The 25,646-nt window shown below is 73.8% G+C and carries 23 protein-coding genes; 17 read left to right on the top strand and 6 right to left on the bottom strand.

Going from position 1 to position 25,646, the window contains the following annotated elements; genetic code table 11:
- Nucleotides 1-97 precede the first annotated feature (97 nt).
- From IG63_RS0117200 to IG63_RS0117150, 11 genes are all read left to right on the top strand, one after another.
- Entirely contained in the window at nucleotides 98-1,483 is a 1,386-nt protein-coding gene (locus IG63_RS0117200; RefSeq protein WP_030485582.1) for a glycoside hydrolase family 30 beta sandwich domain-containing protein, read from the top strand.
- Between the two features lie 50 nt (nucleotides 1,484-1,533).
- Nucleotides 1,534-3,171 carry an AMP-binding protein gene (locus IG63_RS0117195; protein ID WP_030485581.1) on the top strand — a complete coding sequence of 546 codons (1,638 nt, stop codon included), beginning with the start codon at nucleotides 1,534-1,536 and terminating at the stop codon, nucleotides 3,169-3,171.
- Nucleotides 3,172-3,181: 10 nt separating this feature from the next.
- Complete coding sequence (locus tag IG63_RS0117190) at nucleotides 3,182-4,846, top strand: DUF885 domain-containing protein (protein WP_030485580.1); 1,665 nt, start codon at nucleotides 3,182-3,184, stop codon at nucleotides 4,844-4,846.
- A gap of 65 nt (nucleotides 4,847-4,911) precedes the next feature.
- Complete coding sequence (locus IG63_RS0117185) at nucleotides 4,912-5,265, top strand: group I truncated hemoglobin (protein ID WP_084597280.1); 354 nt, start codon at nucleotides 4,912-4,914, stop codon at nucleotides 5,263-5,265.
- A 177-nt stretch (nucleotides 5,266-5,442) separates the two neighbouring features.
- A complete protein-coding gene (locus tag IG63_RS0117180) occupies nucleotides 5,443-6,540 on the top strand; it encodes a LacI family DNA-binding transcriptional regulator (protein WP_030485578.1) in 1,098 nt (365 codons plus the stop codon).
- Nucleotides 6,537-7,820 carry an extracellular solute-binding protein gene (locus IG63_RS0117175; protein ID WP_030485577.1) on the top strand — a complete coding sequence of 428 codons (1,284 nt, stop codon included), beginning with the start codon at nucleotides 6,537-6,539 and terminating at the stop codon, nucleotides 7,818-7,820. The genes IG63_RS0117180 and IG63_RS0117175 overlap by 4 nt, the downstream gene beginning before the upstream one ends.
- A 10-nt stretch (nucleotides 7,821-7,830) precedes the next feature.
- The gene (locus IG63_RS0117170; protein WP_051707056.1) at nucleotides 7,831-8,709 is read left to right on the top strand and encodes a carbohydrate ABC transporter permease; all 879 of its coding nucleotides are present in this window, start codon (nucleotides 7,831-7,833) and stop codon (nucleotides 8,707-8,709) included.
- Nucleotides 8,709-9,530 (top strand): carbohydrate ABC transporter permease, encoded by an 822-nt coding sequence (locus IG63_RS0117165; protein ID WP_030485575.1) that lies wholly within the window; start codon nucleotides 8,709-8,711, stop codon nucleotides 9,528-9,530. The genes IG63_RS0117170 and IG63_RS0117165 overlap by 1 nt, the downstream gene beginning before the upstream one ends.
- Entirely contained in the window at nucleotides 9,527-11,587 is a 2,061-nt protein-coding gene (locus tag IG63_RS0117160) for a hypothetical protein (RefSeq protein WP_157210261.1), read from the top strand. Before IG63_RS0117165 ends, IG63_RS0117160 begins: the two co-directional genes overlap by 4 nt.
- An 80-nt stretch (nucleotides 11,588-11,667) precedes the next feature.
- Nucleotides 11,668-12,618 carry a glycoside hydrolase family 130 protein gene (locus tag IG63_RS0117155; RefSeq protein WP_030485573.1) on the top strand — a complete coding sequence of 317 codons (951 nt, stop codon included), beginning with the start codon at nucleotides 11,668-11,670 and terminating at the stop codon, nucleotides 12,616-12,618.
- Entirely contained in the window at nucleotides 12,615-13,862 is a 1,248-nt protein-coding gene (locus IG63_RS0117150) for an AGE family epimerase/isomerase (RefSeq protein WP_030485572.1), read from the top strand. Before IG63_RS0117155 ends, IG63_RS0117150 begins: the two co-directional genes overlap by 4 nt.
- 38 nt (nucleotides 13,863-13,900) lie before the next feature.
- Here the strand turns inward: IG63_RS0117150 and IG63_RS0117145 are convergent, their stop codons facing one another.
- Nucleotides 13,901-14,329, bottom strand: a complete 429-nt coding sequence (locus tag IG63_RS0117145; RefSeq protein WP_030485571.1) for a hypothetical protein — start codon at nucleotides 14,327-14,329, stop codon at nucleotides 13,901-13,903.
- Between the two features lie 58 nt (nucleotides 14,330-14,387).
- Here IG63_RS0117145 and larE point away from each other — a divergent pair, with 58 nt between their 5' ends.
- Both larE and IG63_RS0117135 read left to right on the top strand, forming a co-directional pair.
- Nucleotides 14,388-15,818, top strand: coding sequence for an ATP-dependent sacrificial sulfur transferase LarE (gene larE / locus IG63_RS0117140; protein ID WP_245604485.1), 1,431 nt, complete (start codon nucleotides 14,388-14,390; stop codon nucleotides 15,816-15,818).
- A gap of 94 nt (nucleotides 15,819-15,912) precedes the next feature.
- The gene (locus IG63_RS0117135; RefSeq protein WP_030485569.1) at nucleotides 15,913-16,308 is read left to right on the top strand and encodes a cold-shock protein; all 396 of its coding nucleotides are present in this window, start codon (nucleotides 15,913-15,915) and stop codon (nucleotides 16,306-16,308) included.
- Between the two features lie 42 nt (nucleotides 16,309-16,350).
- Here the strand turns inward: IG63_RS0117135 and IG63_RS0117130 are convergent, their stop codons facing one another.
- Entirely contained in the window at nucleotides 16,351-17,271 is a 921-nt protein-coding gene (locus IG63_RS0117130; protein WP_030485568.1) for an Lrp/AsnC family transcriptional regulator, read from the bottom strand.
- A gap of 188 nt (nucleotides 17,272-17,459) precedes the next feature.
- Here IG63_RS0117130 and speB point away from each other — a divergent pair, with 188 nt between their 5' ends.
- From speB to IG63_RS0117115, 3 genes are read left to right on the top strand one after another with little or no spacing between them, the layout of a single operon-like run.
- Complete coding sequence (gene speB, locus IG63_RS0117125; RefSeq protein WP_030485567.1) at nucleotides 17,460-18,413, top strand: agmatinase; 954 nt, start codon at nucleotides 17,460-17,462, stop codon at nucleotides 18,411-18,413.
- The gene (locus IG63_RS0117120; RefSeq protein ID WP_030485566.1) at nucleotides 18,406-20,067 is read left to right on the top strand and encodes a thiamine pyrophosphate-binding protein; all 1,662 of its coding nucleotides are present in this window, start codon (nucleotides 18,406-18,408) and stop codon (nucleotides 20,065-20,067) included. Before speB ends, IG63_RS0117120 begins: the two co-directional genes overlap by 8 nt.
- Nucleotides 20,067-21,521 (top strand): sodium:solute symporter family protein, encoded by a 1,455-nt coding sequence (locus tag IG63_RS0117115; protein WP_030485565.1) that lies wholly within the window; start codon nucleotides 20,067-20,069, stop codon nucleotides 21,519-21,521. The genes IG63_RS0117120 and IG63_RS0117115 overlap by 1 nt, the downstream gene beginning before the upstream one ends.
- Here the strand turns inward: IG63_RS0117115 and IG63_RS20970 are convergent.
- Complete coding sequence (locus IG63_RS20970) at nucleotides 21,439-22,821, bottom strand: MFS transporter (protein ID WP_051707055.1); 1,383 nt, start codon at nucleotides 22,819-22,821, stop codon at nucleotides 21,439-21,441. The genes IG63_RS0117115 and IG63_RS20970 overlap by 83 nt on opposite strands.
- Before the next feature lie 71 nt (nucleotides 22,822-22,892).
- Between IG63_RS20970 and IG63_RS0117105 the strand changes: the two genes are divergently transcribed.
- Entirely contained in the window at nucleotides 22,893-23,654 is a 762-nt protein-coding gene (locus IG63_RS0117105) for a DUF3027 domain-containing protein (protein ID WP_036196075.1), read from the top strand.
- An 82-nt stretch (nucleotides 23,655-23,736) separates the two neighbouring features.
- Here IG63_RS0117105 and IG63_RS0117100 read toward each other — a convergent pair whose 3' ends face one another.
- Genes IG63_RS0117100 through IG63_RS0117090 form a run of 3 tightly spaced genes read right to left on the bottom strand, consistent with a single transcriptional unit; the run spans nucleotide 23,737 to nucleotide 25,580 of the window.
- Nucleotides 23,737-24,294, bottom strand: coding sequence for a dihydrofolate reductase family protein (locus IG63_RS0117100; RefSeq protein WP_030485562.1), 558 nt, complete (start codon nucleotides 24,292-24,294; stop codon nucleotides 23,737-23,739).
- Nucleotides 24,291-25,238, bottom strand: a complete 948-nt coding sequence (locus IG63_RS0117095; RefSeq protein ID WP_036196072.1) for a helix-turn-helix domain-containing protein — start codon at nucleotides 25,236-25,238, stop codon at nucleotides 24,291-24,293. Before IG63_RS0117095 ends, IG63_RS0117100 begins: the two co-directional genes overlap by 4 nt.
- Before the next feature lie 48 nt (nucleotides 25,239-25,286).
- Nucleotides 25,287-25,580: a DUF2530 domain-containing protein gene (locus tag IG63_RS0117090; RefSeq protein WP_245604484.1), complete on the bottom strand. Its 294-nt coding sequence runs from the start codon at nucleotides 25,578-25,580 to the stop codon at nucleotides 25,287-25,289.
- Nucleotides 25,581-25,646 lie beyond the last annotated feature (66 nt).

Raw genomic sequence — 25,646 nt, 5'->3', positions numbered from 1 at the left:
TGCGGGTGAGACCATCGGGTGACGGTGCCGAGCGCGTCGGGGGAACCCCGTCGGGGGCGACCGCGTCCCAGTCTCGGAAGGGTCTGGTGGTGGACGGATGAAGCGCAGCTGGTGGGCGGTCCTGGCGGCCGTCGTCGCGGTCGCGGTCGTGCTGCTCGCGCAGCCCTGGCGGCTGCTGGGTCCTGCCTCCGACGGCGGTGCCGCCGACGACCCGGGCGACACGGACCCGACGTCCGCGCCGGCCCTGCCGACGACCGGCGCGTGGACCGCGTCGCCCGATGGAGCCGGCGAGATCCTCGAGGCCGAGGTGGCCTCCGCCGACGGCGTCCGCCTCGCCGTGGACCCCGACGCGACGAAGCAGGTCTGGCGAGGCGTCGGCGGCGCGCTGACCGACGCGTCGGTCGAGCTGCTGCAGCAGGCTCCCGAGGAGACCTGGGGCGAGCTGCTCGGCCCGGTCTCCTGGGTGCGGCTGCCGCTGACCTCCACCGACTTCTCCACCGAGGACTGGACCTGGGACTGGGACGGCGAGCGCGCCACGCCCCACCCCCGCGCCGAGGCCGCGGTCGCGGTGGTCCGGCAGCTGGCCGAGCAGCGCCCCGACCTCCAGGTGGTCGTGACGCCGTGGAGCGCGCCGGCGTCGATGAAGACCAGCGACTCGCTGCGCGGCGGCGCGCTGCGTGGCGACGTCCTCGACGACTACGCCGCGATGCTGAGCTCGCAGGTCGACGAGCTGATCGCCGCCGGGGTGCCGGTCGCCGCCGTGACGCTGGGCAACGAGCCGACCGTCAGCCACGACTACGCCTCCATGACGATGACCTCCGACCAGCAGGCCGAGCTGGGCGAGCTGGTACGCGACCGGCTCCCGGTCGAGGTCGACCTCTGGGCCGGGGACGACAACTGGGGCGACCGTGACGTCTTCGACCAGGTGCTCAGCGGGGCGCCCTTCGCCTCCTTCGACGGCGCCGCCTTCCACTGCTACGAGGGCGAGCCCGCCGCGATGCGGCCGCTCCCCGTGCCCGCGATCGTCTCCGAGTGCACGGGCACGACCGGTGCCTGGGACAAGACCTTCGCCTGGGACCTGCGGCACCTCGTCGTCGACAGCGTGGCGGCCGGGTCGACCGGGCTGATGATGTGGAACCTCGCGCTCGACCCCGACCACGGCCCCCGCGACACGCAGTCCGCGCAGGGCTGTGCCGACTGCCGCGGGCTGCTCACCGTCGACGGCGACCAGGTCGCGCCCGAGCCCGAGCTGACGGTCCTGACGATGCTCGACCGCGCCGCCCCGAAGGGCTCCCGTGTGGTGGGGTCCCGGGTCGACGGCGACGGCGTCGACCAGGTCGCCTTCGTCGCTCCCGACGGCAGCGTGGGCGTGCTCGTGCGCAACGCGGCCGACGCCCCGACCACGGTGAGCATCTCCGTGGGCGACGAGGCATGGCCGTCGTACACCGTGGCGCCCGGGGCGCTGCTCGCCGTACGCCGCTGACCTCCCGGCAAATCCTGGCGCGCGGCCAGCCTGCCTCCTAGGGTCCGAGGATGGAGTCCTACGCCGCTGGAGAGACCGAGCCGCCGCTGCTCGAGGGCACGATCGGGCAGACCTTCGAGGCCACGGTCGCGCGCCACCCCGACCGGGAGGCGCTGGTCGAGTACGCCACCGGGCGCCGCTGGACCTGGGCCGAGCTCGACCGCGACGTCGACGCGCTGGCCGTCGGGCTGCGCCGGGCGGGCATCGGCAAGGGCGACCGGGTCGGCATCTGGGCGCCCAACTGCGCCGAGTGGACGATCGTCCAGGTCGCGACGGCCAAGATCGGCGCGATCCTGGTCAACATCAACCCCGCCTACCGCACCCACGAGCTCGCCTACGCGCTGAACCAGTCGGGCGTGCGGCTGCTGATCTCGGCGGAGAGCTTCAAGACCAGCGACTATCGCGCCATGGTCGAGGAGGTCGTCGGCGACACCCCGGTGGAGCAGGTGCTCTACCTCGGCAGCGAGGAGTGGGCGGCGGCCACCGTCTCCGACCCCGGCGTCACCCTCGCGGAGCTGCTCGACGAGAAGCTCTCGCCGCTCGACCCGATCAACATCCAGTACACCAGCGGCACCACGGGCTACCCCAAGGGCGCGACGCTGAGCCACCGCAACATCCTCAACAACGGCTTCTTCACCACCGAGCTGATCCGCTTCACCGAGGAGGACCGGCTCTGCATCCCGGTGCCCTTCTACCATTGCTTCGGCATGGTGATGGGCAACCTCGGCTGCATCTCCCACGGCGCCACGATGGTGATCCCGGCACCCGGCTTCGACCCCGAGACCACGCTGCGGTGCGTGGCCGAGGAGCGCTGCACCGGGCTCTACGGCGTCCCGACCATGTTCATCGCGATGCAGCACCACCCGACCTTCGCCGAGCACGACCTCTCCAGCCTGCGCACCGGCGTCATGGCCGGCTCGATCTGCCCGGTCGAGGTGATGCGGCGCTGCGTCGACGACATGCACATGGCCGAGGTCTCGATCGCCTACGGCATGACCGAGACCTCCCCGGTCTCCTGCCAGACCCGCGACGACGACGACCTGGAGCGGCGTACGGCGACGATCGGGCGGGTGCACCCCCACGTCGAGATCAAGGTGGTCGACCCGGCGACCGGCGAGACCGTGCCCCGCGGCACGGCGGGCGAGCTCTGCACCCGGGGCTACTCGGTGATGCTGGGCTACTGGGACGACCCCGACAAGACCGCCGAGGCGGTCGACCCGGACGGCTGGATGCACACCGGCGACCTCGCCGAGATGCGCGAGGACGGCTACTGCAACATCGTCGGCCGGATCAAGGACATGGTGATCCGGGGCGGGGAGAACATCTACCCCCGCGAGATCGAGGAGTTCCTCTACACCCACCCCGACGTCGAGGACGTGCAGGTGATCGGCGTCCCCGACGAGCGGTACGGCGAGGAGCTCGCCGCCTGGGTCAAGCTGCGCGAGGGCGCGGAGCCGCTCGACGCCGAGGGCGTGCGGGCCTTCGCCACCGGCCGGCTGGCGCACTACAAGATCCCGCGCTACGTGCTGGTCGTCGAGGAGTTCCCGATGACGGTGACCGGCAAGATCCGCAAGGTGCAGATGCGCGAGGAGACCACGCGGCAGCTGGGGCTGGAGGGCGTCGGCCACGGCGCGGAGTCGCGTGCATAGGTTGGGGCACGTGACCAGCGACGCGACCGAGACCATCGACCAGCTCGCCGAGGACTACTGGCAGCACCACCTCCGCGCCCACCCGACGAGCGCCCACCTGCTGGGGGAGTACGCCGACGTCGGGCGCTTCGAGGAGGGCTCGCGGGCCGCGGAGGACGCCGAGATCGCCGCGGCCCGCGACTTCGCCCGCCGCGCCGAGGCGGTCGACCCCGACGGGCTGACCGACGAGCAGCGCACCACCCGGGCCGTGCTCGTCGCCGACGCGCGCGCCCGGGCCGACCTCGCCGAGACGCGGCTCGCGGAGCTCGCCGCCGACCCGATCTTCGGGCTGCAGGTCTCGCTGGGGATCGTCGTGCCGATGCTCTCGCTGCCGACGGCGGAGGTGGCCGAGGCCATGGTCGCGAAGTACCGCGGCATCGGTCGTCACTTCACCGAGATGGCCGAGCGGGCCCGCGAGGGCGTGGCCGCCGGACGGGTGCCCGCGGCCTTCGCGGTGGCCGACACGATCGCCCAGCTCGACGCCGTGCTGCAGACGCCCGTGGCCGACGCGGCCCTGATGCGCACGGCGTCCCCGCCCGACGGGCTCGACGTCGACGGCTGGAAGGCGCGGCTGCGCGACGCCGTCGCCGACGACGTCCGGCCGGGGATCGCGGCGTACCGCTCGGTGCTGCGCGACGAGGTGCTGGCTCTCGGTCGTCCCGACGACCGCGCCGGGCTCGCCCACCTGCCCGACGGGGAGGCGACCTACGCCGCGGCGCTGCGCTACTACACGACCACCGACGAGACCGCCCAGGAGATCCACGAGATCGGGCTGGCCCAGGTCGACAAGCTCGCGGAGGAGTACCGCGCCCTTGGGCCGGAGGTCGTCGGCACCGACGACCTGCAGCAGATCTTCACCGCGATGCGCACCGACCCCGCGCTGCACTACCAGCGCGGCGAGCAGCTGGTCGAGGACTCCGAGGTCGCCATGGCGCGCGCGTGGGAGGCGATGCCGGAGTGGTTCGAGGTGCTGCCGCAGGCCCCCTGCGCGGTGCGGTCGACGACCACGGGCGCCAAGGCCTTCTACTACCCGCCGGCGCCCGACGGCAGCCGTGGCGGCACCTTCTTCGTCAACGTCGACGACGTCCCCTCCTGGGGCACCTTCGAGCTGGAGGCGATGGCCTTCCACGAGGGCATCCCCGGGCACCACCTGCAGATCGCGATCGCCTCCGAGCTCGACGACGTGCCCGCCTTCCGCAAGCACCTGCGCAACTCGGCGTACGCCGAGGGGTGGGGGCTCTACACCGAGCGGCTCTCCGACGAGATGGGGCTCTACTCGGGACCGGTCGACCGGCTCGGCATGTACGCCGCCGACTCGATGCGCGCCTGCCGGCTCGTCGTCGACACCGGCGTGCACGCGCTCGGCTGGAGCCGCGAGCAGGCGGTGCGCTACATGGTCGACAACTCGCCGCTGACCGAGGGCGTCGTCCGCCCGGAGATCGACCGCTACCTCGTGACGCCCGGCCAGGCCTGCTCCTACATGGTCGGCCGCCTGGAGATCCAGCGGATGCGGGCCGAGGCCGAGCAGCGCCAGGGCGCCGACTTCTCGGTCAAGGCCTTCCACAGCGCGGTGCTCGACTCCGGCGCGCTGCCGCTCGGCGTGCTCGACGACGTCGTCCGCGCCCGCCTGCCCTGAGGCGGGACACGCCCGGTGCACACCCGCACCGTGACAAGGGTGGACGAACCGGTCAGGCTCCGGCCATGACGAGTGTGCGGGTCCTCTCCTCCGCCGTGCGCGACTTCTACGACCGGGTGCTCGCCGACCCCACGCTGGCGCCGTACTTCGACGGCGTCGACCTCGCCCAGCTGCAGCGTCACCAGACCGACTTCCTGCTGATCGTGCTGCAGCTGGGACCCGAGCGCGACACCTCCGACGCCGAGCTCGGCCACCGACTCACCCGCGCCCACGCGGGCCTCGACATCTCGGGCCCGGAGTACGACCGGATCGTCGAGTACCTGACGCAGGCGCTGGAGGCGACCGGCTTCGCCGAGGTCGAGCTCCTCCAGGTGGTCGCTCGCGTCAAGGCCCTGCGCGGCCACGTCGTCGGCGTCTGACCCCGACCCGTTCCGCCTGCGCGCCGACCCGGCGGGTGCGCGCACACGCGCGGCTGGTCGCAGGTCTCGCCGATCCGCCTGAGATGCCGTCATCTGAGGCGGGTCGGCGTGCATCTGGGGCGGGTCGAGGGGGATGTGACGGTTGACACACGTCACTAAACCGGTTTAGGTGGCGCCATGGCCCGCCCCACGATCACCGATGTCGCCCGCGCCGCGGGCGTCTCCAAGGGGGCGGTGTCCTTCGCGCTCAACGACCGGCCCGGCATCTCCAGCGACACCCGGCGGCGCATCCTCGACGTGGCCGCCTCGATGGGTTGGACGCCGAGCGCGGGGGCGCGGGCGCTCTCGACGAGCCGGGCGCTCGCCGTGGGCCTGGTGCTCGCCCGGGCGCCGGAGGTGCTGCGCGCCGACGCCTTCTTCCCCTCCTTCATCGCCGGCCTCGAGACCGTGCTCTCGGAGCGCGGCCACGCCCTGCTGCTGCAGGTGGCCGAGCGCGACGACCACGCGGCGTACCGCCGGCTGGTCGCGGAGGGGCGGGTCGACGGCGTGCTCGTCACCGACCTGCACGTCGACGACACCCGCCCGGCGCTGCTCGCCGAGCTCGACCTGCCCGCGGTGCTCGTGGGGCCCGACCTCGGCGAGAGCTGGGGGCCCCGCCAGGTCGCGTGCGGGGCGGACGACGCCCCCGCCGTGCGCGAGACCGTGCAGCACCTCCTCGACCTCGGCCACACCCGGATCGCCCACGTGGCCGGCCCGCAGCAGCTGGTGCACGGTCGCTCGCGACGCGGTGCCTGGGAGCAGGTGCTGCGCGAGGCCGGCGTCGCCGTCGGGCCGGTCGTCGAGGCCGACTTCAGCGCCGAGTCCGGCGCCCGCGCCACCGCGCAGCTGCTCGACCTCGCCGAGCGACCCACCGCGATCGTCTACGCCAACGACCTGATGGCCACCGCCGGTCTCGGCGTCGCCCACGAGCGCGGCGTCGACGTGCCCACCGAGCTCTCGATCACCGGCTTCGACGACACCGAGATCGCCGCCCACCTGCGGCCGGCCCTCACCACGGTGCGCACCGACGTCGTCGCCTGGGGGCGTGCCGCCGCCCGACGACTGCTGCAGCTCGTCGACGGGGTCTCGACCGACTCGACCGGCGAGACCGGCGAGACCGGCGAGACCGGCGAGAACGGCGGGACCGGCGAGACCGACGTCCCTCCGGCGCGCCTCGTGGTGCGCGCCTCCACCGCACCTGCACCGACCCTCACCCACCAAGGAGACCGCCCATGAACCGCCGCCTCGTGACCGGCACCGCCCTCGCCCTGACCCTGGGCCTCACCGCCGCCTGCGGTGGTGGGGGAGACGCCGAGGAGGCGCGTGGCGCCACCGGCCCCATCAAGATCTGGCTCTCCAACAACCCCGAGGAGATCGCCTGGGGCGAGCAGATGGTCGAGGCGTGGAACGACGCCAACCCCGACCAGGAGGTCACCGCCCAGGAGATCCCCGCCGGCAAGACCTCCGAGGAGGTCATCGGTGCTGCGATCACCGCCGGCAACGCGCCGTGCCTGGTCTTCAACACCAGCCCCGCCGCCGTGCCGCAGTTCCAGAAGCAGGGCGGCCTGGTCGCGCTCGACGACTTCGAGGACGGCGCGGCGTACGTCGAGGAGCGCAGCGGCGACCTCGCCACCCAGTACCGGTCGCCGGACGAGAAGTACTACCAGATCCCGTGGAAGCAGAACCCGGTGATGATCTTCTACAACAAGGCGCTCTTCGAGAAGGCCGGCATCGACGCCGAGAACCCCCCGCTGTCGACGTACGACGAGTTCGTGGCGACGAGCAAGAAGCTCGTCGACGCGGGTGTCTCCAAGGCGGCGATCTACCCGGCGCCGACCAGCGAGTTCTTCCAGTCCTGGTTCGACTTCTACCCGCTCTACGCCGCCGAGTCCGGCGGCAGCCAGACCATCGAGGACGGCACCGCCACCTTCGACGACGAGGCCGGCACGGCCGTGTGGGACTTCTGGGCGCAGCTGTACGCCGAGGGCCTGAGCCCCAAGGAGAAGTACGACGGCGACTCCTTCGCCGACGGCGTCGCCGCCATGTCGGTGGTCGGCCCGTGGGCGGTCAAGGTCTACGGCGAGAGCGTCGACTGGGGCGTGGTGCCGGTGCCGACCAGCCAGGGCACCCCGGCCGAGGAGACCTACACCTTCTCCGACGCCAAGAACGTCGCGCTCTACTCGGCGTGCGACAACCAGGAGACCGCCTGGGAGGTGCTGAAGTTCGCCACCAGCGAGGAGCAGGACGGCCAGCTGCTCGAGCTGACCGGCCAGATGCCGATCCGCGACGACCTGACCGGCACCTACCCCGACTACTTCGAGGCCAACCCGGCCTACGAGACCTTCGCCGACCAGGCCTCCCGCACCGTCGAGGTGCCCAACGTGCCCAACTCGGTGGAGATCTGGCAGGAGATCCGCGACAACTACTCCCGCTCCGTCATCTTCGGCGAGGCGCCCGTGGCGGACTCGCTGACGGCCGCGGCCGACAAGGCCACCGAGCTCGCCGGCCAGGAGTAGGACGAGTCCCGTGCTCCAGAAGGTCTTCGGCCGTCAGCCCCTGGGGGCGGTGTTCGCGGCGCCGTACGCAGTGTTCCTGGTGCTCGTCTTCGCCTACCCCCTCGGGCTGGCGGTGTGGATCAGCTTCCACGACTACTTCTTCGCCGCGCCCGGTGCCGTGGTGGAGCGACCGTTCGTGGGGCTGGCCAACTACCGCACGGTGCTGGGCGACCCCGACGTACGGCGCTCCTTCGTCAACGTCGCCATCTTCCTGGTCATCAACGTCCCGCTGACCGTGGGCCTCTCGATCGTGCTGGCGACGGCGCTGAACTCGGTGGCCCGGCTGCGCACCTTCCTCCGGGTCTCCTACTACGTGCCCTACGTGACGGCGAGCGTCGCGCTGGTGGCCGTGTGGCTCTTCCTCTTCTCCTCCGGCGGCCTGGTCAACCAGGTCCTCGGCCCGCTGGCACCCGACCCCTCGTGGCTGGTCAACGCCGGCCTGGCGATGCCCGTGATCGCGGTCTTCGTGACCTGGAAGAGCCTCGGCTTCTTCATCCTGCTCTACCTGGCCGCCCTCCAGGGCGTGTCGGGCGACCTGTACGACGCCGCGTCGGTCGACGGGGCGAGCCCCGTGCGCCGCTTCTGGCACGTCACCGTGCCGGGGGTGCGCAGCGCCACGACGCTGGTGGTGATCCTCGCGACGATCACCGGCGCCAACCTCTTCACCGAGCCCTACCTGCTGACCAACGGCGGCGGCCCCGACGGGGCATCGACCTCGCCGGTCTTCGTGATGTACCAGAAGGGCATCGAGCAGGGGAACCCCGACGTCGCCTCCGCCATCGGCGTGGTCCTGGTGCTGCTCGTGCTCACGATCTCGCTGGTCAACCGCAAGCTCCTGGAGCGTGACTGATGCGTCGCTACCTGAGCATGACCGCGCTGCTGGTCGGCGCCCTTGTCTTCCTCTTCCCCTTCTACTACATGGTGGTCGGCTCGCTGCAGGAGTCGCCGGACACCACGGTCAGGGGTGCGCTGCCGCTCGGCGGCTGGACCCTGGACAACTACGCCGCCATCAACGGCCGCGTCGACCTGGTGCGGTCGCTGCTGAACTCCGCGATCTTCACCGGCGGCGTCATGCTCGGCACCGTCGTCTTCGGCGTGCTCGCGGGCTACGCGCTGGCGCGGCTGCACTTCCGCGGCCGGGGCACGCTCTTCGCGGTGATGCTGCTGGTGCAGATCGTGCCCTTCCAGCTGCTCATCATCCCGATCTACGTGATGGTCGTGCGCTACTACGGACTGGCCGACTCCTACCTCGGGATGATCGCGCCCTTCGCGATCAACTCGACCGCCGTCTTCATCTTCCGGCAGTTCTTCCTGCAGCTGCCCGACGACCTCTTCGCCGCCGCCCAGCTCGACGGCGCCAGCGAGCTGCGCATCCTCTGGTCGATCGCGCTGCCGCTGGTGCGGCCCGCGCTCCTCACGGCGATGCTGCTGACCTTCATCGGCCCGTGGAACGAGTTCCTCTGGCCCTTCCTGGTCACCAAGGACACCGAGCTGCAGCCGCTCGCGGTCACGCTCGCCAACTACATCAGCAACATCGCCGGCCGGGCCGCCAACCCGTTCGGCGCGATCCTCGCCGGCGCCGTCGTGCTCGCCGCACCCGCGGTCGCGCTCTTCGTGGCGTTCCAGCGCCGGTTCACCGACCTCAACCTCGGAAGTGGAGTCAAGGGATGACCAGGACAACCACCAGCGGCCTTCGCCGGTCGGGCGGCCTTCGCCGGTCGAGCCTGTCGAGACCCGCCGCCCTCGTCGCCACCCTCGGCCTCGCGGTCAGCGGGCTCGTGGTCTCGACAGGCTCGACCGACGGGGCGGTGGCCGCGCCGTCCCCGGAGGCGCCGCTGACCAACCTCGACCACCTCGACTTCCTGGGCGACACGGCCACCCCGAGGGCGACGGCGCGGCACACGACGTACCGCCTCGCCCGGGAGCCCGAGGTCGGCATGCTCTGGACCTACGCCGACAAGCGCGACGAGGGGTTCGAGCGGATCGGCGGCGGCACCGAGGACCCGGAGACGGGGGACTGGACCCAGGGCGCCTACAACGCCGACGACATCTCCCGCGCGGCCATCGTCTACGTGCGCCACTTCGAGCAGACCGGCGACCAGGACAGCCTCGAGAAGGCCTACCAGCTGCTCCGCGGTCTGACCTACATGCAGGTCACACGGGGCAAGGACCGCGGCAACGTGGTGCTGTGGATGCAGCCCGACGGCTCGCTCAACCGCAGTGCCGAGCCGGTCGAGCTGCCCGACCCCAGCGACAGCGACGCGTCCTACTGGCTGGCCCGCACGGTCTGGGCGCTGGGCGAGGCGGTGCCGGCCTTCCGCGACGAGGACCCGCGCTTCGCGCGCTTCCTGGAGCGCCGGCTCGCGCTGTCGTTGGGCGCGGTCGAGCGCCAGGTCCTCGACCAGTACGGCGAGTACTACCGCGCCGACGGCCGGCGTACGCCCGCGTGGCTGATCGTCGACGGCGCCGACGCGACCGCCGAGGCCGTCATCGGCCTCGCGGCCCTCAACCGCGACGGCGGCACCAAGCAGAGCCGCCGTGTGATGCGCCAGCTGGCGGAGGGCGTCGCCGGGCTCTCGGGCGGCGACGCCCGCCGCTGGCCCTTCGGCGGCGTGCTGCCCTGGGGGCTCTCGCGCTCCATCTGGCACGGCTGGGCCTCCCAGATGGGCGGCGCGCTCGCCGCGGCGAGCCAGGTCTCGACCGGCTCGACCAGCAAGGTGGCCCGACGCGACGCCTTCACCTTCGACCCCTGGCTGATCACCTCCGGCGGCCCCGACAACGGCCGCCAGCCGACCCGCGCCGACCAGGTGCAGATCGCCTACGGCGCCGACTCGCGGGTGCAGAACCTGCTCGCCCACGGCACCCGGGCCGGCGACGAGCTCGCCGGCGTGCACGCCGCATGGTTCTTCGGCGCCAACAACGCCGGCGTCCCGACCTACGACCCCGCCACCGGGGTCACCATCGACGGCGTCGAGGCCGACGGGCGGGTCAACCAGAACTCCGGCGCGGAGTCGACGATCCACGGCCTGCTCACGATGCTGCAGCTCGACGCGCACCCCCGCGTCGCCGAGATCGCCCGCACCGCCGAGATCGGCGACGGGGTCGGCGTGACCGAGCTGCAGGCCGAGGAGGCCACGCTCGCCGGCGGCGCCCGCGCCGTCACGCCGGAGAGCCGCTGGACCGGGGAGTCGCAGTACGGCGGCACCGGCTTCGCCCGGCTGCCTGTCGGTGGCCGCGCCACCTTCGCCGTGCCGGCCGACCAGCCGGCGTCGCTGGTGATGCCGGTGACCGACTACCGGCCGCGCTCGCGGGCGGTCACGACCTACACCGCGGCGGGCGAGCGCGTGGGCGCTGTCCGCTCCGGCGCGATCGGTGCGCAGGGCCGCTCCGAGGCGCCGGGTGCGCTGCTCCCGCAGACGCTGCGCGTGCTCCCCGACGGCGCGACCTCGCTGGTCGCCCGCACCCGGGGCGGCGCCGCCCGCGTCGACGCCGTCGTGCTGCAGCCGCTCGTCACCTCGCACGTGCTCGGCGGCGACGGCCACGGCACCGCCGTGCTCCGCAACGCCGCCGCCCGGCCGCAGCGCACCGAGGTCACCGTGCCGGGCGACGGCACCGCCCGGGTGCACGTCTACGACGGCCTGGGCCGTCCCGTCCGCTCCACCACGACGCAGGCGGCCGACGTGCCGGTGCGGCTGCCCGCAGGCGGCTTCGCCGTCGTACGCCGCTGACCCACCCCGGGTGGTCGAGGAGGTCGCGCAGCGACCGTCTCGAGACCCGGTGACCCGACAGACGACCCGAGAGGACCTCGATGACTTCCCCCCGCGCCCAGTTCCCGCTGGGACCCTTCACGCCGTACGACGCCAACCCGATCCTGCAGCCGCAGGGTGACGGGTGGGAGTCGGGCAGCATCTACAACCCCGCCGCGGTGGTCAAGGACGGCCAGGTGGTGCTGCTCTACCGCGCCCACGCCGACGACATCGTCAGCCACGTGGGCTACGCGGTCAGCGACGACGGCATCAACTTCGTGCGCGACCCCGAGCCGGTGCTGAGCCCGAGCGAGGACCACGAGCGCTTCGGCTGCGAGGACCCGCGCGTCACCGAGATCGACGGCACCTACTACCTGACCTACACCGCCTGGGACCGCACCAACGCCCAGCTGTGCCTGGCGACCTCGACCGACCTGCGCACCTGGGAGAAGCACGGGCCGCTCTTCCCCGACTTCAACACCTTCGAGCCGCGCGCCGAGGGCGTGCCGACCCCGTGGAGCAAGGCCGGCGCCATCGTCGACCGCCAGGTGGGCGGCCGCTGGCTGATGTACTTCGGGGAGGGCTCGATCTACCACGCGTGGTCCGACGACCTGATCCACTGGGAGCCGGCGCCGCAGGACCAGCCGCTGATGCTCCCCACGCCGGAGGGCACCTTCGGGGAGTTCCTGGTCGAGGTGGGCCCGCAGCCGATCTGGACCGACAACGGGCTGATCCTGCTGCTCCACAACGCGGCGGTGAAGTACGCCGACGGCACCGTGCGCTACACCTGTGGTCAGCTCCTCTTCGACCCCGCACGCCCGACCGAGGTGATGGCGCAGATGAACTACCCCTGGCTGGAGCCCTCGACGTACGAGGACACCCACGGCCTGGTCTCCAACGTGACCTTCGTGGAGGGACTGGTGCACTTCAAGGACACCTGGTTCGCCTACTACGGCCAGAGCGACTCCACGCTCGGCGTCGCGACCTTCACCCCGGGCACCCCGTGGTCGTGAGCGCGGCGCTGACCCCGGACGCCGCCTGGCTGCGCGGCGAGCTCGACCGGCTGCTCGCCTTCGGTCGCCACGGTGCGCTGCCCGAGGGCGGCTTCGGCTACCTCGACGACGAGGGCCGGCCCGTCCCGGACCGGCCCTCGGAGCTGTGGATCACCTGCCGGATGACGCACGTCTACGCGCTGGCGCACCTGGTCTCGACAGGCTCGACTGACGAGTCGCACGCCGAGACGTACGCCGCGCTCGCCGACCACGGCGTCGCCTCCCTGACCGGGCGCTTCCACGACGACAAGCACGGTGGCTGGTGGGCCCGGGTCGACGCCGACGGCCCGACCACGACGGCGAAGACGGCCTACGAGCACGCCTTCGTGGTGCTCGCTGCGGCCAGCGCCACCGCGGCCGGCCGACCGGGGGCGCGCGACCTGCTGGTCGACGCCGTCGCCGTGCTGCTCGCGCACTTCTGGGACGACGAGGTCGGCATGGTCGTCGAGGAGTGGGACGCCGCCTGGACGACGCTCGACCCCTACCGCGGCGTCAACGCCAACATGCACTCCGTCGAGGCCCTGCTCGCCGCGGCCGACGTGCTCGACGACCCCTCGCTGCGCGACCGGGCGCTGCGCGTGACCGAGCGCGTCGTGCGCGACCTCGCGCCGGCGTACGACTGGCGGATCCCGGAGCACTTCGACCCCGACTGGCAGCCGCTGCTCGACTACAACAGCGACAAGCCGGCCGACCCCTTCCGCCCTGCCGGCGCCACGATCGGCCACTGGCTGGAGTGGGCCCGGCTCGCGCTGCACCTGCGCGCGGCGCTGGGGGACCAGGCTCCGGACTGGCTGCTCGAGCACGCGGTCGCCCTCGTCGACGCCGCGGTGGTCGAGGGCTGGGCGGTCGACGGCGCCGACGGCTTCGTCTACACCGTGGGCTTCGACGGCCGGCCGCTGGTGCGCCAGCGGATGCACTGGGTCCTCGCCGAGGGCGTCGCCGTCGCCGCCGCGCTGCTGCGGGCCACGGGGGAGCGGCGCTGGGCCGACCTGCACGCGCAGTGGTGGGCGTATGCCGAGCGCTGCCTGCTCGACCGCGAGCGCGGCTCGTGGCACCACGAGCTCGCCCCCGACAACACCCCCGACGGCCGCACCTGGCCGGGCAAGCCCGACCTCTACCACGCCGTCGGCGCCTGCCTGGTGCCGCTGCTCCCGCTCACCCCCACGATGTCGGTGGCGCTGCGCGAGGGGCTGCTCGAGGGCTGAGGGGGCGCTGTCGGCGAGCCCCCGTCAGCCCCGGAGCATCAGCGACGGCTCAGGCGTCGTACGACGAGGGCACCGAGCGCGGCGACGAGGACCTCCTGCGGCATCCGGCGCTGCGACTCGCGCTGGATAGCAGCGTGGAAGCGGTCGACGGCCTCGGGGAAGGGCGAGACGCCGAAGAAGACCGTGGCCGGCTTGTCGGCGTCGGGGAGGCAGGCTCCAGCCATGCCGGCGAAGACCCGCTGGCGACGCGCGCGGGGCGTCACCCGCAGCACCCAGGCCATCGCGCCGAGACCGACCAGCCCGTCGGCCACGGCGACGTGCATCACCTCGTCGAGCGGCTTGTCACCCCAGTGGGGGAGCGAGTCGGCCGCCACGTGCGACGCGACGCCGAGCACGAAGGCCGAGACCGGGCCGGGGGCCAGCGTGCCGACCACCGCTCCCTGCAGGACGTGGTTGGTGATGAGCACGCTCCCGAGACTAGGGACCGCGCATGACGGGCAGGTGTCGCGACGTAGCGTGGCGCTCGTGGGTGAGCAGCTGGTGGTCGGGTTCGACCTCGACATGACGCTGATCGACACGGTCGGCGGCTTCGTGGCCACCCTCGACGCGCTCGCCGCCGAGCTGGGGGTCGCGCTGCCCTCGCGCGAGCTCAGCAGCAACCTCGGGCCGCCGCTCGACCACCTGCTGGCGCCGTACGTCGCGCCGCCCGAGATGGCCGCGGCGGTCGCACGCTTCCGCGAGCTCTACCCCGACACTGCCGTCGAGCCCACGCCCGCCCTGCCCGGCGCGGTCGAGGCGCTGGCCGCCGTACGCCGCCACGGTGGGCGGGTCGTGCTGGTGACGGGCAAGTACACCCCCAACGCGCAGCGCCACGTCGACCACCTGGGCCTCGACGTCGACGTGGTCGAAGGCCAGGTCTGGGGTGGCGGCAAGGGCGAGGTGCTGCGACGCCACGGCGCCCAGCTCTACGTCGGCGACCACGTGCACGACGTGGAGGGGGCTCGCGAGGCCGGGGTGCCGAGCGTCTCGGTCGTGAGCGGGGGCTCCACCGCCGCCGAGCTCGAGGCCGCCGGCACCGACGTGGTGCTGCCCGACCTGCACGCCTTCCCCGCCTGGCTCGACGACTGGGTGCTCGAGCGACGGCTGGCCGACCTCGAGCAGCGGCTGCGCGCCCACGGGCGGGTGCTGGTGGCCTTCAGCGGCGGGGCCGACAGCGCCTTCCTGCTGGCGGCGGCCGTGCGCGCCCTCGGGCCGGACGCGGTGGCCGCGGCGACGGCGTACTCCGGGGCCCTGCCGGAGAGCGAGCGCGACCCGGGCGCTGCGCTCGCCGAGGCCCTCGGCGTACCGCTGCTGACCCCGCAGACCCACGAGCTCGACCGCGACGGCTACCGCCGCAACGACGGCGACCGCTGCGCCTTCTGCAAGAGCGAGCTGCTCGAGGTGCTCGGCCCGCTCGCTCGGGAGCACGGCTACGACGTGGTGGCGACCGGCACCAACGCCGACGACGCCCGCGCCGGCTTCCGCCCCGGCATCGCGGCGGCTGCGGAGCGGGGTGCGGTGACCCCGCTGCTCGACGCCGGGCTGACCAAGGAGCAGGTGCGTGCGGCGTCCCGGGCCTGGAGGCTGCCCACCTGGGACAAGCCGGCCGCCGCCTGCCTGAGCTCGCGGATCGCCTACGGCGTGGAGATCAGCCGCGACCGGCTCGCGCGGGTCGAGCGCGCCGAGGCGGGGCTGCGCGCCGCGCTGGAGGCCGCCGGTCACGACGTGCACGACCTGCGGGTGCGCGACCTCGGCGACGCCGCCCGCGTCGAGGTCGACCGGGAGCTCGTCGACCTCGTCGCCAAGCACCTCGGGGCGGTGCGCGACGCGGGCTTCGCGACCGTGGAGGTCGACCCGCTCGGCTTCCGGTCGGGGTCGATGAACGCGCTGCTGGCGGACCCTGATCGCTGGCGGTGAACTCCCTCGCGGGGCGACCGCGCCACCGCGTAGGGTCTGACTCGCGCTGCGGACCCGCAGCGCACGCGGCAGAGCGAGCAGAGAGGCCGGCACGGTGCCCACGGGAAAGGTCAAGTGGTACGACGGCGAGAAGGGCTTCGGCTTCCTCTCGCGCGAGGACGGTGACGACGTCTACGTCCGCTCCTCCGCGCTCCCCGACGGCGTCGAGACGCTGAAGGCCGGGACCCGCGTCGAGTTCGGCATCCTGGCCGGCCGCAAGGGCGACCAGGCCCACCAGCTGCGGCTGCTCGAGGCGCCGCCCTCGGTCACCCGCGCGCAGGCCAAGCAGCAGCGCCGCAAGCCCGAGGAGATGGCGACCATCACCGAGGACCTCATCCGGCTGCTCGAGGGCGTCGGCGAGGCCTACCGCCACGGCCGTCACCCCGACGCCAAGACCGCCAAGCCCACGGCCAAGCTGCTCCGCGCCCTCGCCGACGAGCTCGACCTGTAGCCGCCCGGGCCTGGTGGGGCCAGAAGCACCTGCCGCCCGGCCTCAGCCCGGCGGCTGCGGCAGCGCGGCGGCGTAGGTCTCCTTGACGAACTCCAGGTGGGCCCAGCTCTCCACCTCGCGCACGCCGGGCAGCGCGCGCAGCGTGTCGAGCAGGCCGGCGAGCTGGCCGGTGGTCGTGGCGTTGGCGGTGAGCACGGCGTCGTAGCGCCCGACGCTGCGCGCCGCGAAGGTGAGCTGGGGGAGCGTGGCCACCTCGGGCAGCGGGTCGGGTCCGGGGCCGAGGCACAGGCCGATGCCGAGCGCGCTGCGCAGGTCGCGCCCGCTGTGGCGGAGCACGGCCCCCACGCGGACGGCGCGACCCTCGAGCAGCCGGAGCACGCGACGACGCGCCCCCGGCGCGGAGAGCCCGACCGCCTCGCCGAGAGCGACGTACGACGCCCGCCCGTCGCCCTGCAGCACCCGCAGCAGCGCGAGGTCGACGGCGTCGGGGGCGGCGGTGAGCTCGCCCACCGGGCCGGCCACGTCGCGCAGTACCTCGGTGTAGAGCACGGTGTCGAGGCCGTCGACGCCCGGCGTCGCCCGCAGCCCGGCCAGCGCCCGGTCGATCGCCCCGGGGTCGGCGGCCCGCAGCTCGACCACCACGCTGTGGTGGCCGGCGACGACCGAGACGAAGGCGGTGTCGGGACGGGCCGCGGCGGCCTCGGCGACCGGCAGCGCGGGACCCCGCACGCGCAGCGAGACGTGGGCGAGCGAGGCCCGGCCGAGCACGGCCGGGTGGACGACGCCCCGCACGGCGATGTGCCCCTCGCCGAGCAGGCGCTGCACCCGCGCCGCGACGGCCGAGCGCGACAGCCCGACGGCGGCCGCGAGGTCGCGGTGGCTCTGGCGGCCGTCGTCCTCCAGCAGCCGCACGAGCGCATCGTCGAGCTCGTCGAGGACGCCGTCCGTCCACGGTGCGGTCACGATCTTCCTCTCGGATGTGCTGTCACTTGTCGATGGCCTCACGGTGGTCGTCGTGCACGATCATGGCCGAGATGTCGTGACTGACAGGCACATCGTAAGCACAGACCGGATGCGGCGAATGCATGTGCTTGCGCCCCGGATGTGCGCGTTCCTAGGGTGACGCGGACCACACAGGAGGGAGCCCACCGATGAGCCAGCCCGTCGGACCCGTCGATGCCTCACGGACGCCGCGCTTCGCCGGACCCGCCACCTTCGCCCGGCTGCCCCGCCTCGACCAGGTGCCGGCCGCCGATGTCGCGGTCGTGGGGGTGCCCTTCGACAGCGGGGTCTCCTACCGCCCCGGCGCCCGCTTCGGGCCAGCCCACGTGCGGGAGTCCTCCCGGCTGCTGCGGCCCTACCACCCCGCGCTCGACGTCTCCCCCTTCGAGGTGGCGCAGGTGGTCGACGCCGGCGACGTCGCGGTCAACCCCTTCGACATCGGCGAGGCGATCGACACCCTCCAGGCCGCCGCGCTGGAGCTCACTGCCGGCGGCACCCGGCTCGTCACGGTCGGCGGCGACCACACCATCGCCCTCCCGCTGCTGCGCGCCGCGGTCGAGCGGCACGGCCCGGTGGCGCTGGTGCACTTCGACGCGCACCTCGACACCTGGGACACCTACTTCGGCGCGGAGTACACCCACGGCACGCCCTTCCGCCGCGCGGTGGAGGAGGGACTGCTCGACACCGAGGCGCTCAGCCACGTCGGCACCCGCGGCCCGCTCTACGGCAAGAAGGACCTCGAGGACGACCGCCGCTTCGGCTTCGGCATCGTGACCTCCGCCGACGTCTACCGCCAGGGGATCGACGAGGTGGTCGAGGCCCTCCGCGCGCGGGTCGCCGACCGCCCGGTCTACGTCTCTGTCGACATCGACGTGCTCGACCCCGCCCACGCGCCCGGCACCGGCACCCCCGAGGCCGGCGGGATGACGAGCCGTGAGCTGCTCGAGATCCTGCGCGGCTTCGCCGGGCTCGACGTGGTGGGCGCCGACGTCGTCGAGGTCGCACCGGCCTACGACCACGCCGAGATCACCGGGGTGGCCGCCGCCCACGTCGCCTACGACCTGGTCTCGCTGCTCGCGATGGGCCACCGCGACCGTGGCTGAGGTCCGCACGGGCGGCGACGTCGTCGTCGAGTCCCTCACCGCGCTCGGCGCCACCACCGTCTTCGGCATCCCGGGGCAGCACGCCCTGGCGATGTACGACGCGGTGCGCCGCAGCCCGCTGCGCCACGTCGGCTCGCGGGTCGAGCACAACGCCGTCTTCGCGGCCGACGGCCACGCGAGGGCCACCGGCGAGGTCGGCGTCGTGCTGCTCTCGACCGGGCCGGGGGCGCTGCTCTCGCTGGGCGCGCTGCAGGAGGCGTACGCCGCGTGCGTGCCGCTCGTGGTCGTCACCAGCCAGGTGCCGCGGCGGGGCCTCGGCGGCGTCCGGACCGGTCACCTGCACCAGCTCGACGACCAGCAGGCGAGCGCACGCAACGTCACCAAGAGCACCACCCTGGTCCGCGACGCGGCCGCGATCCCCGGCGCGCTGGCCCGGGCCTGGGCGCTGGCGCAGCAGGCGCCCGCGGGCCCGACCTGGGTCGAGGTGCCCGAGGACGTGCTGCGCGGACCGGCGGGCACGCCACGCGTCACGACCCTCGACGCCGACCCGGGCTTGCCGCTCGCGCCCCGCCCCGAGGTCACCGCCGAGGCGGCCTCGCTGCTCGCCTCGGCCGAGCGCCCGGTGCTGCTCGCCGGGGGCGGCGTACGCCGCTCGCCCGGGGGGCCGCAGGCCCTGGTGCGCCTCGCCGAGCTCCTGGACGCCCCGGTCGTGAGCAGCGTCGGCGGCAAGGGCGCGATCGGCTTCGACCACCCGCTCTCGGCCGCCTCCTGGATCGAGGACCGGCACACCACCGACCTGCTCGCCGACGCCGACGTCCTGCTCGCGGTCGGGACCTCGCTCGGGGAGGTCACCAGCAACTACGAGACGCTGCGCCCGCAGGGCCGGGTCGTGCAGGTCGACGCCGAGCCGCGCGTGCTCGGCTCCAACCACAACGTGCTGGGCGTGCCCGCCGACGCGGCCGCGGCGCTGACGGCACTCGCCGAGGCGCTGGCCGACGCGCCCCGGCCGCCAGGACGTCGTCCGGGCGCCGAGGTCGCCGCCCGGCTGCGCCGCGAGGTCGAGGCCCGGCTCGCCGCCCAGGACCTCGGGACCGAGCAGCGGCTCCTCGCCGACCTGCGCGAGGCCGTGCCCGACCCTGCCGACACCTTCTGGGACATGACGATCGCCGGCTACTGGGCCTGGTCGGCCTGGGACCCGCGCGGGGGCGGCTGGCACACCGCCGAGGCCTCGGGCGGGCTCGGCCTGGCCCTCCCCGCCGCCGTCGGCGCCGCGCTCGGCACCGGCCGTCGCACGCTCGCCGTCAGCGGTGACGGCGGGGCGATGTACGGCGTCAGCGAGCTCGCGGCCGCCCGGCAGCACGACGCCGACGTCACCTGGCTCGTCGTCGACGACGGCGGCTACGGGATCCTGCGCGAGTACATGGACGACGCCTTCGGCGCCGCGTCGTCGACCGAGCTGCACCGCCCCGACTTCCGCGCCCTGGCCGAGAGCTTCGGCGTGCCGGCGTACGACGCGACGCTCGAGACCGTGGGCGACCTGATCGCCCGGACCTTCGACCCGACCTCCGGGCTGCGCGGCCCGGTCGTGGTGGTGCTGCCGGCACTGCTGCGCATGTTCGCGCCCACGCACCTCACGACCCCCGAGGAGGCCTGATGGACATCGCCATCATCGTCGTCTACCTGGTCGCCATGCTGGCCTTCGGCTGGTGGGGCAAGACCCGCACCGTCGACTCCGCCGACTTCCTCGTCGCCGGGCGCCGCCTGGGTCCCGTGCTCTACACCGGCACCATGGCGGCCGTCGTGCTCGGCGGCGCCTCCACCGTCGGCGGCGTCGGGCTCGGCTACACCTACGGCCTCTCCGGCATGTGGCTGGTGGTGGCCATCGCCGTCGGCGTGCTCGCGCTGAGCCTCGGCTTCGCCGGGCGGATCCAGCGGCTGCGCGTCTACACCGTCGCGCAGATGCTCCGGCTGCGGTACGGCGTCGACGCCACCGCCGCCTCCGGCCTGGTGATGGCGGCGTACACGCTGATGCTCTCGGTCACCTCGACCATCGCCTACGCCACCGTCTTCAACGTGCTCTTCGGCACCGGTCGCACGCTCTCGGTGGTCATCGGGGGCGTCACCGTGATGGCCTACTCGGCGATCGGCGGCATGTGGTCGATCACGCTGACCGACATGGTGCAGTTCGTGCTCAAGACGATCGGCGTCTTCGCCCTGCTGCTGCCCTTCACCTGGGTCGAGGCCGGGGGGTACGACGGCATCCGCGAGCGCGCCGGCGACGCGGCCTTCGACCTCGGGGCGATCGGCACCGGCACGATCATCACCTTCTTCGTCGTCTACACCCTCGGGATGCTCATCGGCCAGGACATCTGGCAGCGGGTCTTCACCGCCCGGTCGCCCGAGGTCGCCCGGTGGGGCGGCACCGCGGCCGGGATCTACTGCCTGCTCTACGGCGTCGCCGGGGCGCTGATCGGGACCGCAGCCTCGACCTTCCTCGAGGTGGAGGTCAGCGACGACGTCTACGCCCAGATCGCCGAGAGCATCCTGCCGGTCGGCGTCAGCGGCCTGGTGCTGGCGGCGGCCGTCGCCGCGATGATGTCCACCGCCTCCGGGGCGCTGATCGCCACCGCGACGGTCGCCCGCGCCGACGTCCGCCCGCTGCTCGCGGGGCTGGTGGGCCGCTCGGCCCCGGACGGCGCGGAGGTCGACCCGGAGCGAGACGTGCAGGCCAACCGGGCCTACGTCGTCGTGCTCGGCGTCGCCGTGATCGTGATCGCCTCGCTGCTCGACGACGTGGTGGCCGCCCTGACCATCGCCTACGACATCCTCGTCGGCGGCCTGCTCGTCGCCATCCTCGGCGGCTTCCTGTGGCGGCGCGCCACCGGCGCGGGGGCGCTGTGGTCGATGGGCGTGGGCACCTCGGTCACGCTCGGCACCATGGCGGTCGTCGGCGACGTGCTGGCCAACGAGCCGATCTACTACGGCCTGGCCTCCAGCCTGGTCGTCTACGTGGTCGTCAGCCTGCTCACGCGACCGACGCAGCCGGAGGTGCTGGAGGAGTGGGAGACGCGCCTGGCCGGCGGAGCAGCACGTACGCCGTCCAGCTGACCAGCAGGGCGGCCAGCACGCCGAGCCCCAGCCGGGGGATCAGCGGCAGCGCGATCCCGATGAAGCCGCCCAGCACCCACGACAGCTGCAGCAGCGTCTCGGAGCGGGCGAAGGCCGACGTGCGGTGACGCTCGGCCACGGAGTCCTGGATCGTGGAGTCGAGCGAGACCTTGCCCAGCGCCTGCGCCACCCCGGCGGTCAGGCCGAGGAGCACGGCGGCCGCCAGGCTGTAGGCGACCGCGGCCACCACCACGATGACGGCGTCGGCGACCAGGGCGACGACCACGGTGATCGAGGGCGTGACGCGCTTGAGCAGGGAGCCGAGGCTGATGCCGATCGTGTTGCCCAGTCCGGCGGCCCCGATCACCAGCCCCATCAGCAGGGTGGTCTGCTGCTCGAAGCCCGCGAAGGGCTGGGCCCGCAGCAGGAAGGCCATGTAGATGGTGAGGAAGCCCGAGAGCACCCGCAGCCCGAGGTTGCAGCGCAGCGCGAAGGCGACGTCGGTCGGCATCCGGAAGCGCCGGCCCGTGCCCGCCTCCAGGCTCTCCTCGCCGACGGTGGCGTCGGCCCGCGCCGGGAGCAGGATCGAGAGGATCGTCGCCCCGGCGAAGACCACGAAGGCGTAGCGCAGCGACCACTGCGAGCCGAAGTACGACGCCCCCACGGCCAGCGGTGCCGAGATGGCGGCGCCCACGACGCCCGCGAGCGAGATCCGGCTGTTGGCCTTGACCAGGGTGAGTCCCGGCGGCTGGAGGCGGGGCACGGTCGCCGCGCGGGCCACGCCGTACGCCTTGGAGGAGACCAGCACGCCGAGGGCCGTCGGGTACATCAGCAGCGACTGCGAGGCGACGGCGTCGGCCATCAGCCAGCACAGGAAGGCGCGGATGGCCATGGTGCCGCCGATGGCCCACCGCCGGCCGTGGCTGAAGCGGTCGAGGAAGGGGCCCAGCAGTGGCGCCACGACCGCGAAGGGCAGCATCGTGAGGCCCAGGAAGAGCGCGATGGGGCCCCGGGCCTCGCCCGGCTGGGCGAAGAAGAGAGTGCCGGCGAGCGAGATCGCCACCGCGGCGTCGCCCGCGGCGTTGAAGGCGTGCAGCTCGATGAGCCGGTAGAGCCCGGAGTCGCCCGCGCCCTCGGCGTGCGAGGCCCGCCGGGCCTGCCGGAAGGTGTAGCTCGCCCCGCGGCCGGTCGCCCCACCGGCACGCTTGAGGCCGCGTCCGGTGGCGCCGGCCAGACGGCGTCCGGCCCCCGACGCGGGCGCCGGCTGCTCGGCGCCCCCCGCGTCGTCCGTGCCCGTCATGGCCTCATCCTGCCAAGGTCGGCGGCCCGGGCAGACACGACCCGGCCCGATGGGGGACAATCCGCGTCGTGATGTCGACAGCCCACCCCGAGACCGGGGGCGCCGCCCTGGAGGCGGTGGCCGCCGCCCGCGCCAGCCTGGTCGAGCAGGTCGGCGCCGACGTCGTCGGCGAGCACCTCGGCGCCATCCAGGAGGAGGCGCCCGAGGTCGCGACGCACCGCTTCGGCTGCCTCAAGGCCGGCTACCGCGGCTGGGCCTGGGCGGTCACGGTCGCCCTGCCCGAGGGCCAGGAGACGCCCACGGTCGACGAGGCGGTGCTGCTCCCCGGCGACGAGGCGATCGTCGCCCCCGCGTGGGTGCCCTACCGCGAGCGGATCCGGCCGGGCGACCTGTCGCCGGGCGACCTGCTCCCCACCGACGAGGACGACCCCCGCCTGGTGCCCACGTGGCTGGCCGGCGACGCGCCCGATCCCGTCGCCGAGGCGGTCGTCGAGGAGGTCGGCCTCGGCCGCGCCCGCGTGCTCTCCCTGGAGGGCCGCGACGGCACCGCCCAGCGCTGGTACGCCGGCGACAGCGGCCCCGACGCCCCGATCGCCGCCGCGGCCCCGGCGCGCTGCGGGAGCTGCGGCTTCCTGGTGCGGCTGGCCGGCCCGCTCTCCACGATGTTCGGCGTCTGCGCCAACGAGCAGGCCAACGACGACGGCCGCGCCGTCGCGCTCGACCACGGTTGCGGCGCCCACTCCGAGGCCCAGCTCCGCAAGAAGCAGCTGCCCCAGCCGCTGCCCGAGCCGGTCTACGACACCCTGGCCGAGGACGAGCTCGAGACCTTCTGAGGTCGTCCGTGCCGTCGGTTTCCCACGTTAACTGGGGAAACCGGCACTGACCTCCCGAAACTTCGGTGGGGGAGTGCTGGTTTCACACGTTGACTGGTGAAACCAGCCGAGGGCCGCGCACGGCGTACCGCGCCACGACGAAGTCGCCGCTGCGCTCGACGTCGAGCAGCGCGAGGTCGTGGCGGCGGGGGAGCAGCGGCCGGCCCGCGCCGAGCACGACGGGGGCGATCGAGACCAGCACCTCGTCGAGCCGGCCGAGGTCGGCGAGCTGGCCGGCCAGGTCTCCGCCGCCCACCACCCAGACGTCCTTGCCGCTCGCCGAGGCGACGATGTCCTCGAGGTGGTCGGCCACGGGACCGCGCACGACGCGCACCGCGTCGTTGCGCGGCGGCAGGTCGCGGTGGCTGAAGACCCACAGCGGCTGCCCGGGGGAGGGGTCCCAGTCGGGCTCGTGCTCGCAGACCCACTCGTAGGTCGTCGCGCCCATGACCTGGGCGCCGATGCCGGCCGAGAAGGCGTCGAAGTCGCCGAGCCCGCCGGGCTCGCCCTGCTGCTGCTCGAAGAGCCAGTCCAGCGAGTCGTGCTCGTCGGCGAGGAAGCCGTCGAGGGTCGTGGCGGTGTAGTAGCGCACCCGGGTCACGACGCCCCCTGACCGCCGCTGCGGCGCACCTGCCAGTCGAGCGGGTCGCCGCTGCCGCCGTCGTGGCCGAGCATCCGCAGCATCGTGCGGGCGAGCAGCCGGCGGTGCGCGGCGAAGGTGAGCACGTGCTGCACCACGCCGCCAACCACGAAGCTCTGCGGCGGCTCGCACAGCGCGTCGACCAGCCGGTCCCGCCAGGCGTCGCGTCGCTCGACGTCGCGGACCACGGCCAGCCACGCGGCCGAGGCGCGCTCGTGCCTCCCGGGCAGGGTCGCGAGGTCGGGGCGCGGCCGGTCGGGCATCTCGGCCCCGGTCATGGCGGCGACCCACACCTCCTTGGTCCAGACCGTCGCGTCGAGCACGGCCAGCAACGACTCCTCGGCGCCCTCCCACGCCAGCGTCACGTGGCCCGGCAGCAGCGGGCGGCGTACGTCGTCCTCGGGCAGGGTGGCGGCGAGCGCCAGCACCTCGCGGGTGTCCTCGACGTCGTGCAGCACCGCCTCGCCGAGCACGCGACCGCCCCCGGACCCGCCGGCGGGCCGCTCCTCGACCCACAGCGAGGTCGGCGGGTGGAAGTGGATGCCGTTGGGCGCGGGGAGCCAGTGACCCGCGCCGGAGTCCGCGACGCGGCTCGGCGGGTGCCCGTAGGAGCGGGCGAAGGCGCGCGAGAAGCCCTCGACGCTCTCGTAGCCGGCCTCGACGGCGACCTCGGTCACCGTCGCCCCGCCGCGGAGCCTCCAGGCGGCGCGCTCGAGCAGCACCCGGCGCCGCATGGAGACGGGCGGCTCGCCGGCGTGCCGCGTGAGCTGCCGGCTGAAGTGGTACGCCGACGCGTGGGCGCCGCCGGCCATCTCCTCCAGGTCGCCGTGCTCCTCCGCGAGCACGGCCTCGAGCAGCTCGCGCAGGCGGTCTCGACCTCGTGGCGGCGGGGTCGTCGTCGTCATGTCCTCACTGTGCGCCACGGGGGCCGGGTCGCGCCCGACCGATCTTGCTCAGTCGGCGAGGTCGCCCTCGTCGCCCTGCTCGACGCGGCGGCGGCGCAGCCGCCGGCAGTGGTCCCAGCCGACCAGGCCCAGCCCGAAGCCGGCCACGCAGACCCACAGCCACCACGTCGCGTCGCGCGCCTCGAGCTCTCCGCGGAAGGGGAGGAGCAGCAGCAGCGCGACGGCCCACAGCGCCGTACCGACCTGCATCGTGCGCACGCCGTCGAGGTCGAGCGGCTCGACGTCGGCCACCAGGTAGGTCCGGTTGCCGATCTCGTGCACCATCGGCTGCTCGTCGGACATGCGGTCATGAAACCACGGCGGCCGCACCGGCGACCCGGCCGTGAGTCACGGCGTGGTTGGATGCCG

It is taken from the genome of Nocardioides aequoreus (assembly GCF_000720335.1).
Taxonomy (GTDB): domain Bacteria; phylum Actinomycetota; class Actinomycetes; order Propionibacteriales; family Nocardioidaceae; genus Marmoricola; species Marmoricola aequoreus.
The sequence above is the reverse complement of the archived record's forward strand: the minus strand, read 5'-3'. Positions and strand labels throughout refer to the sequence as shown.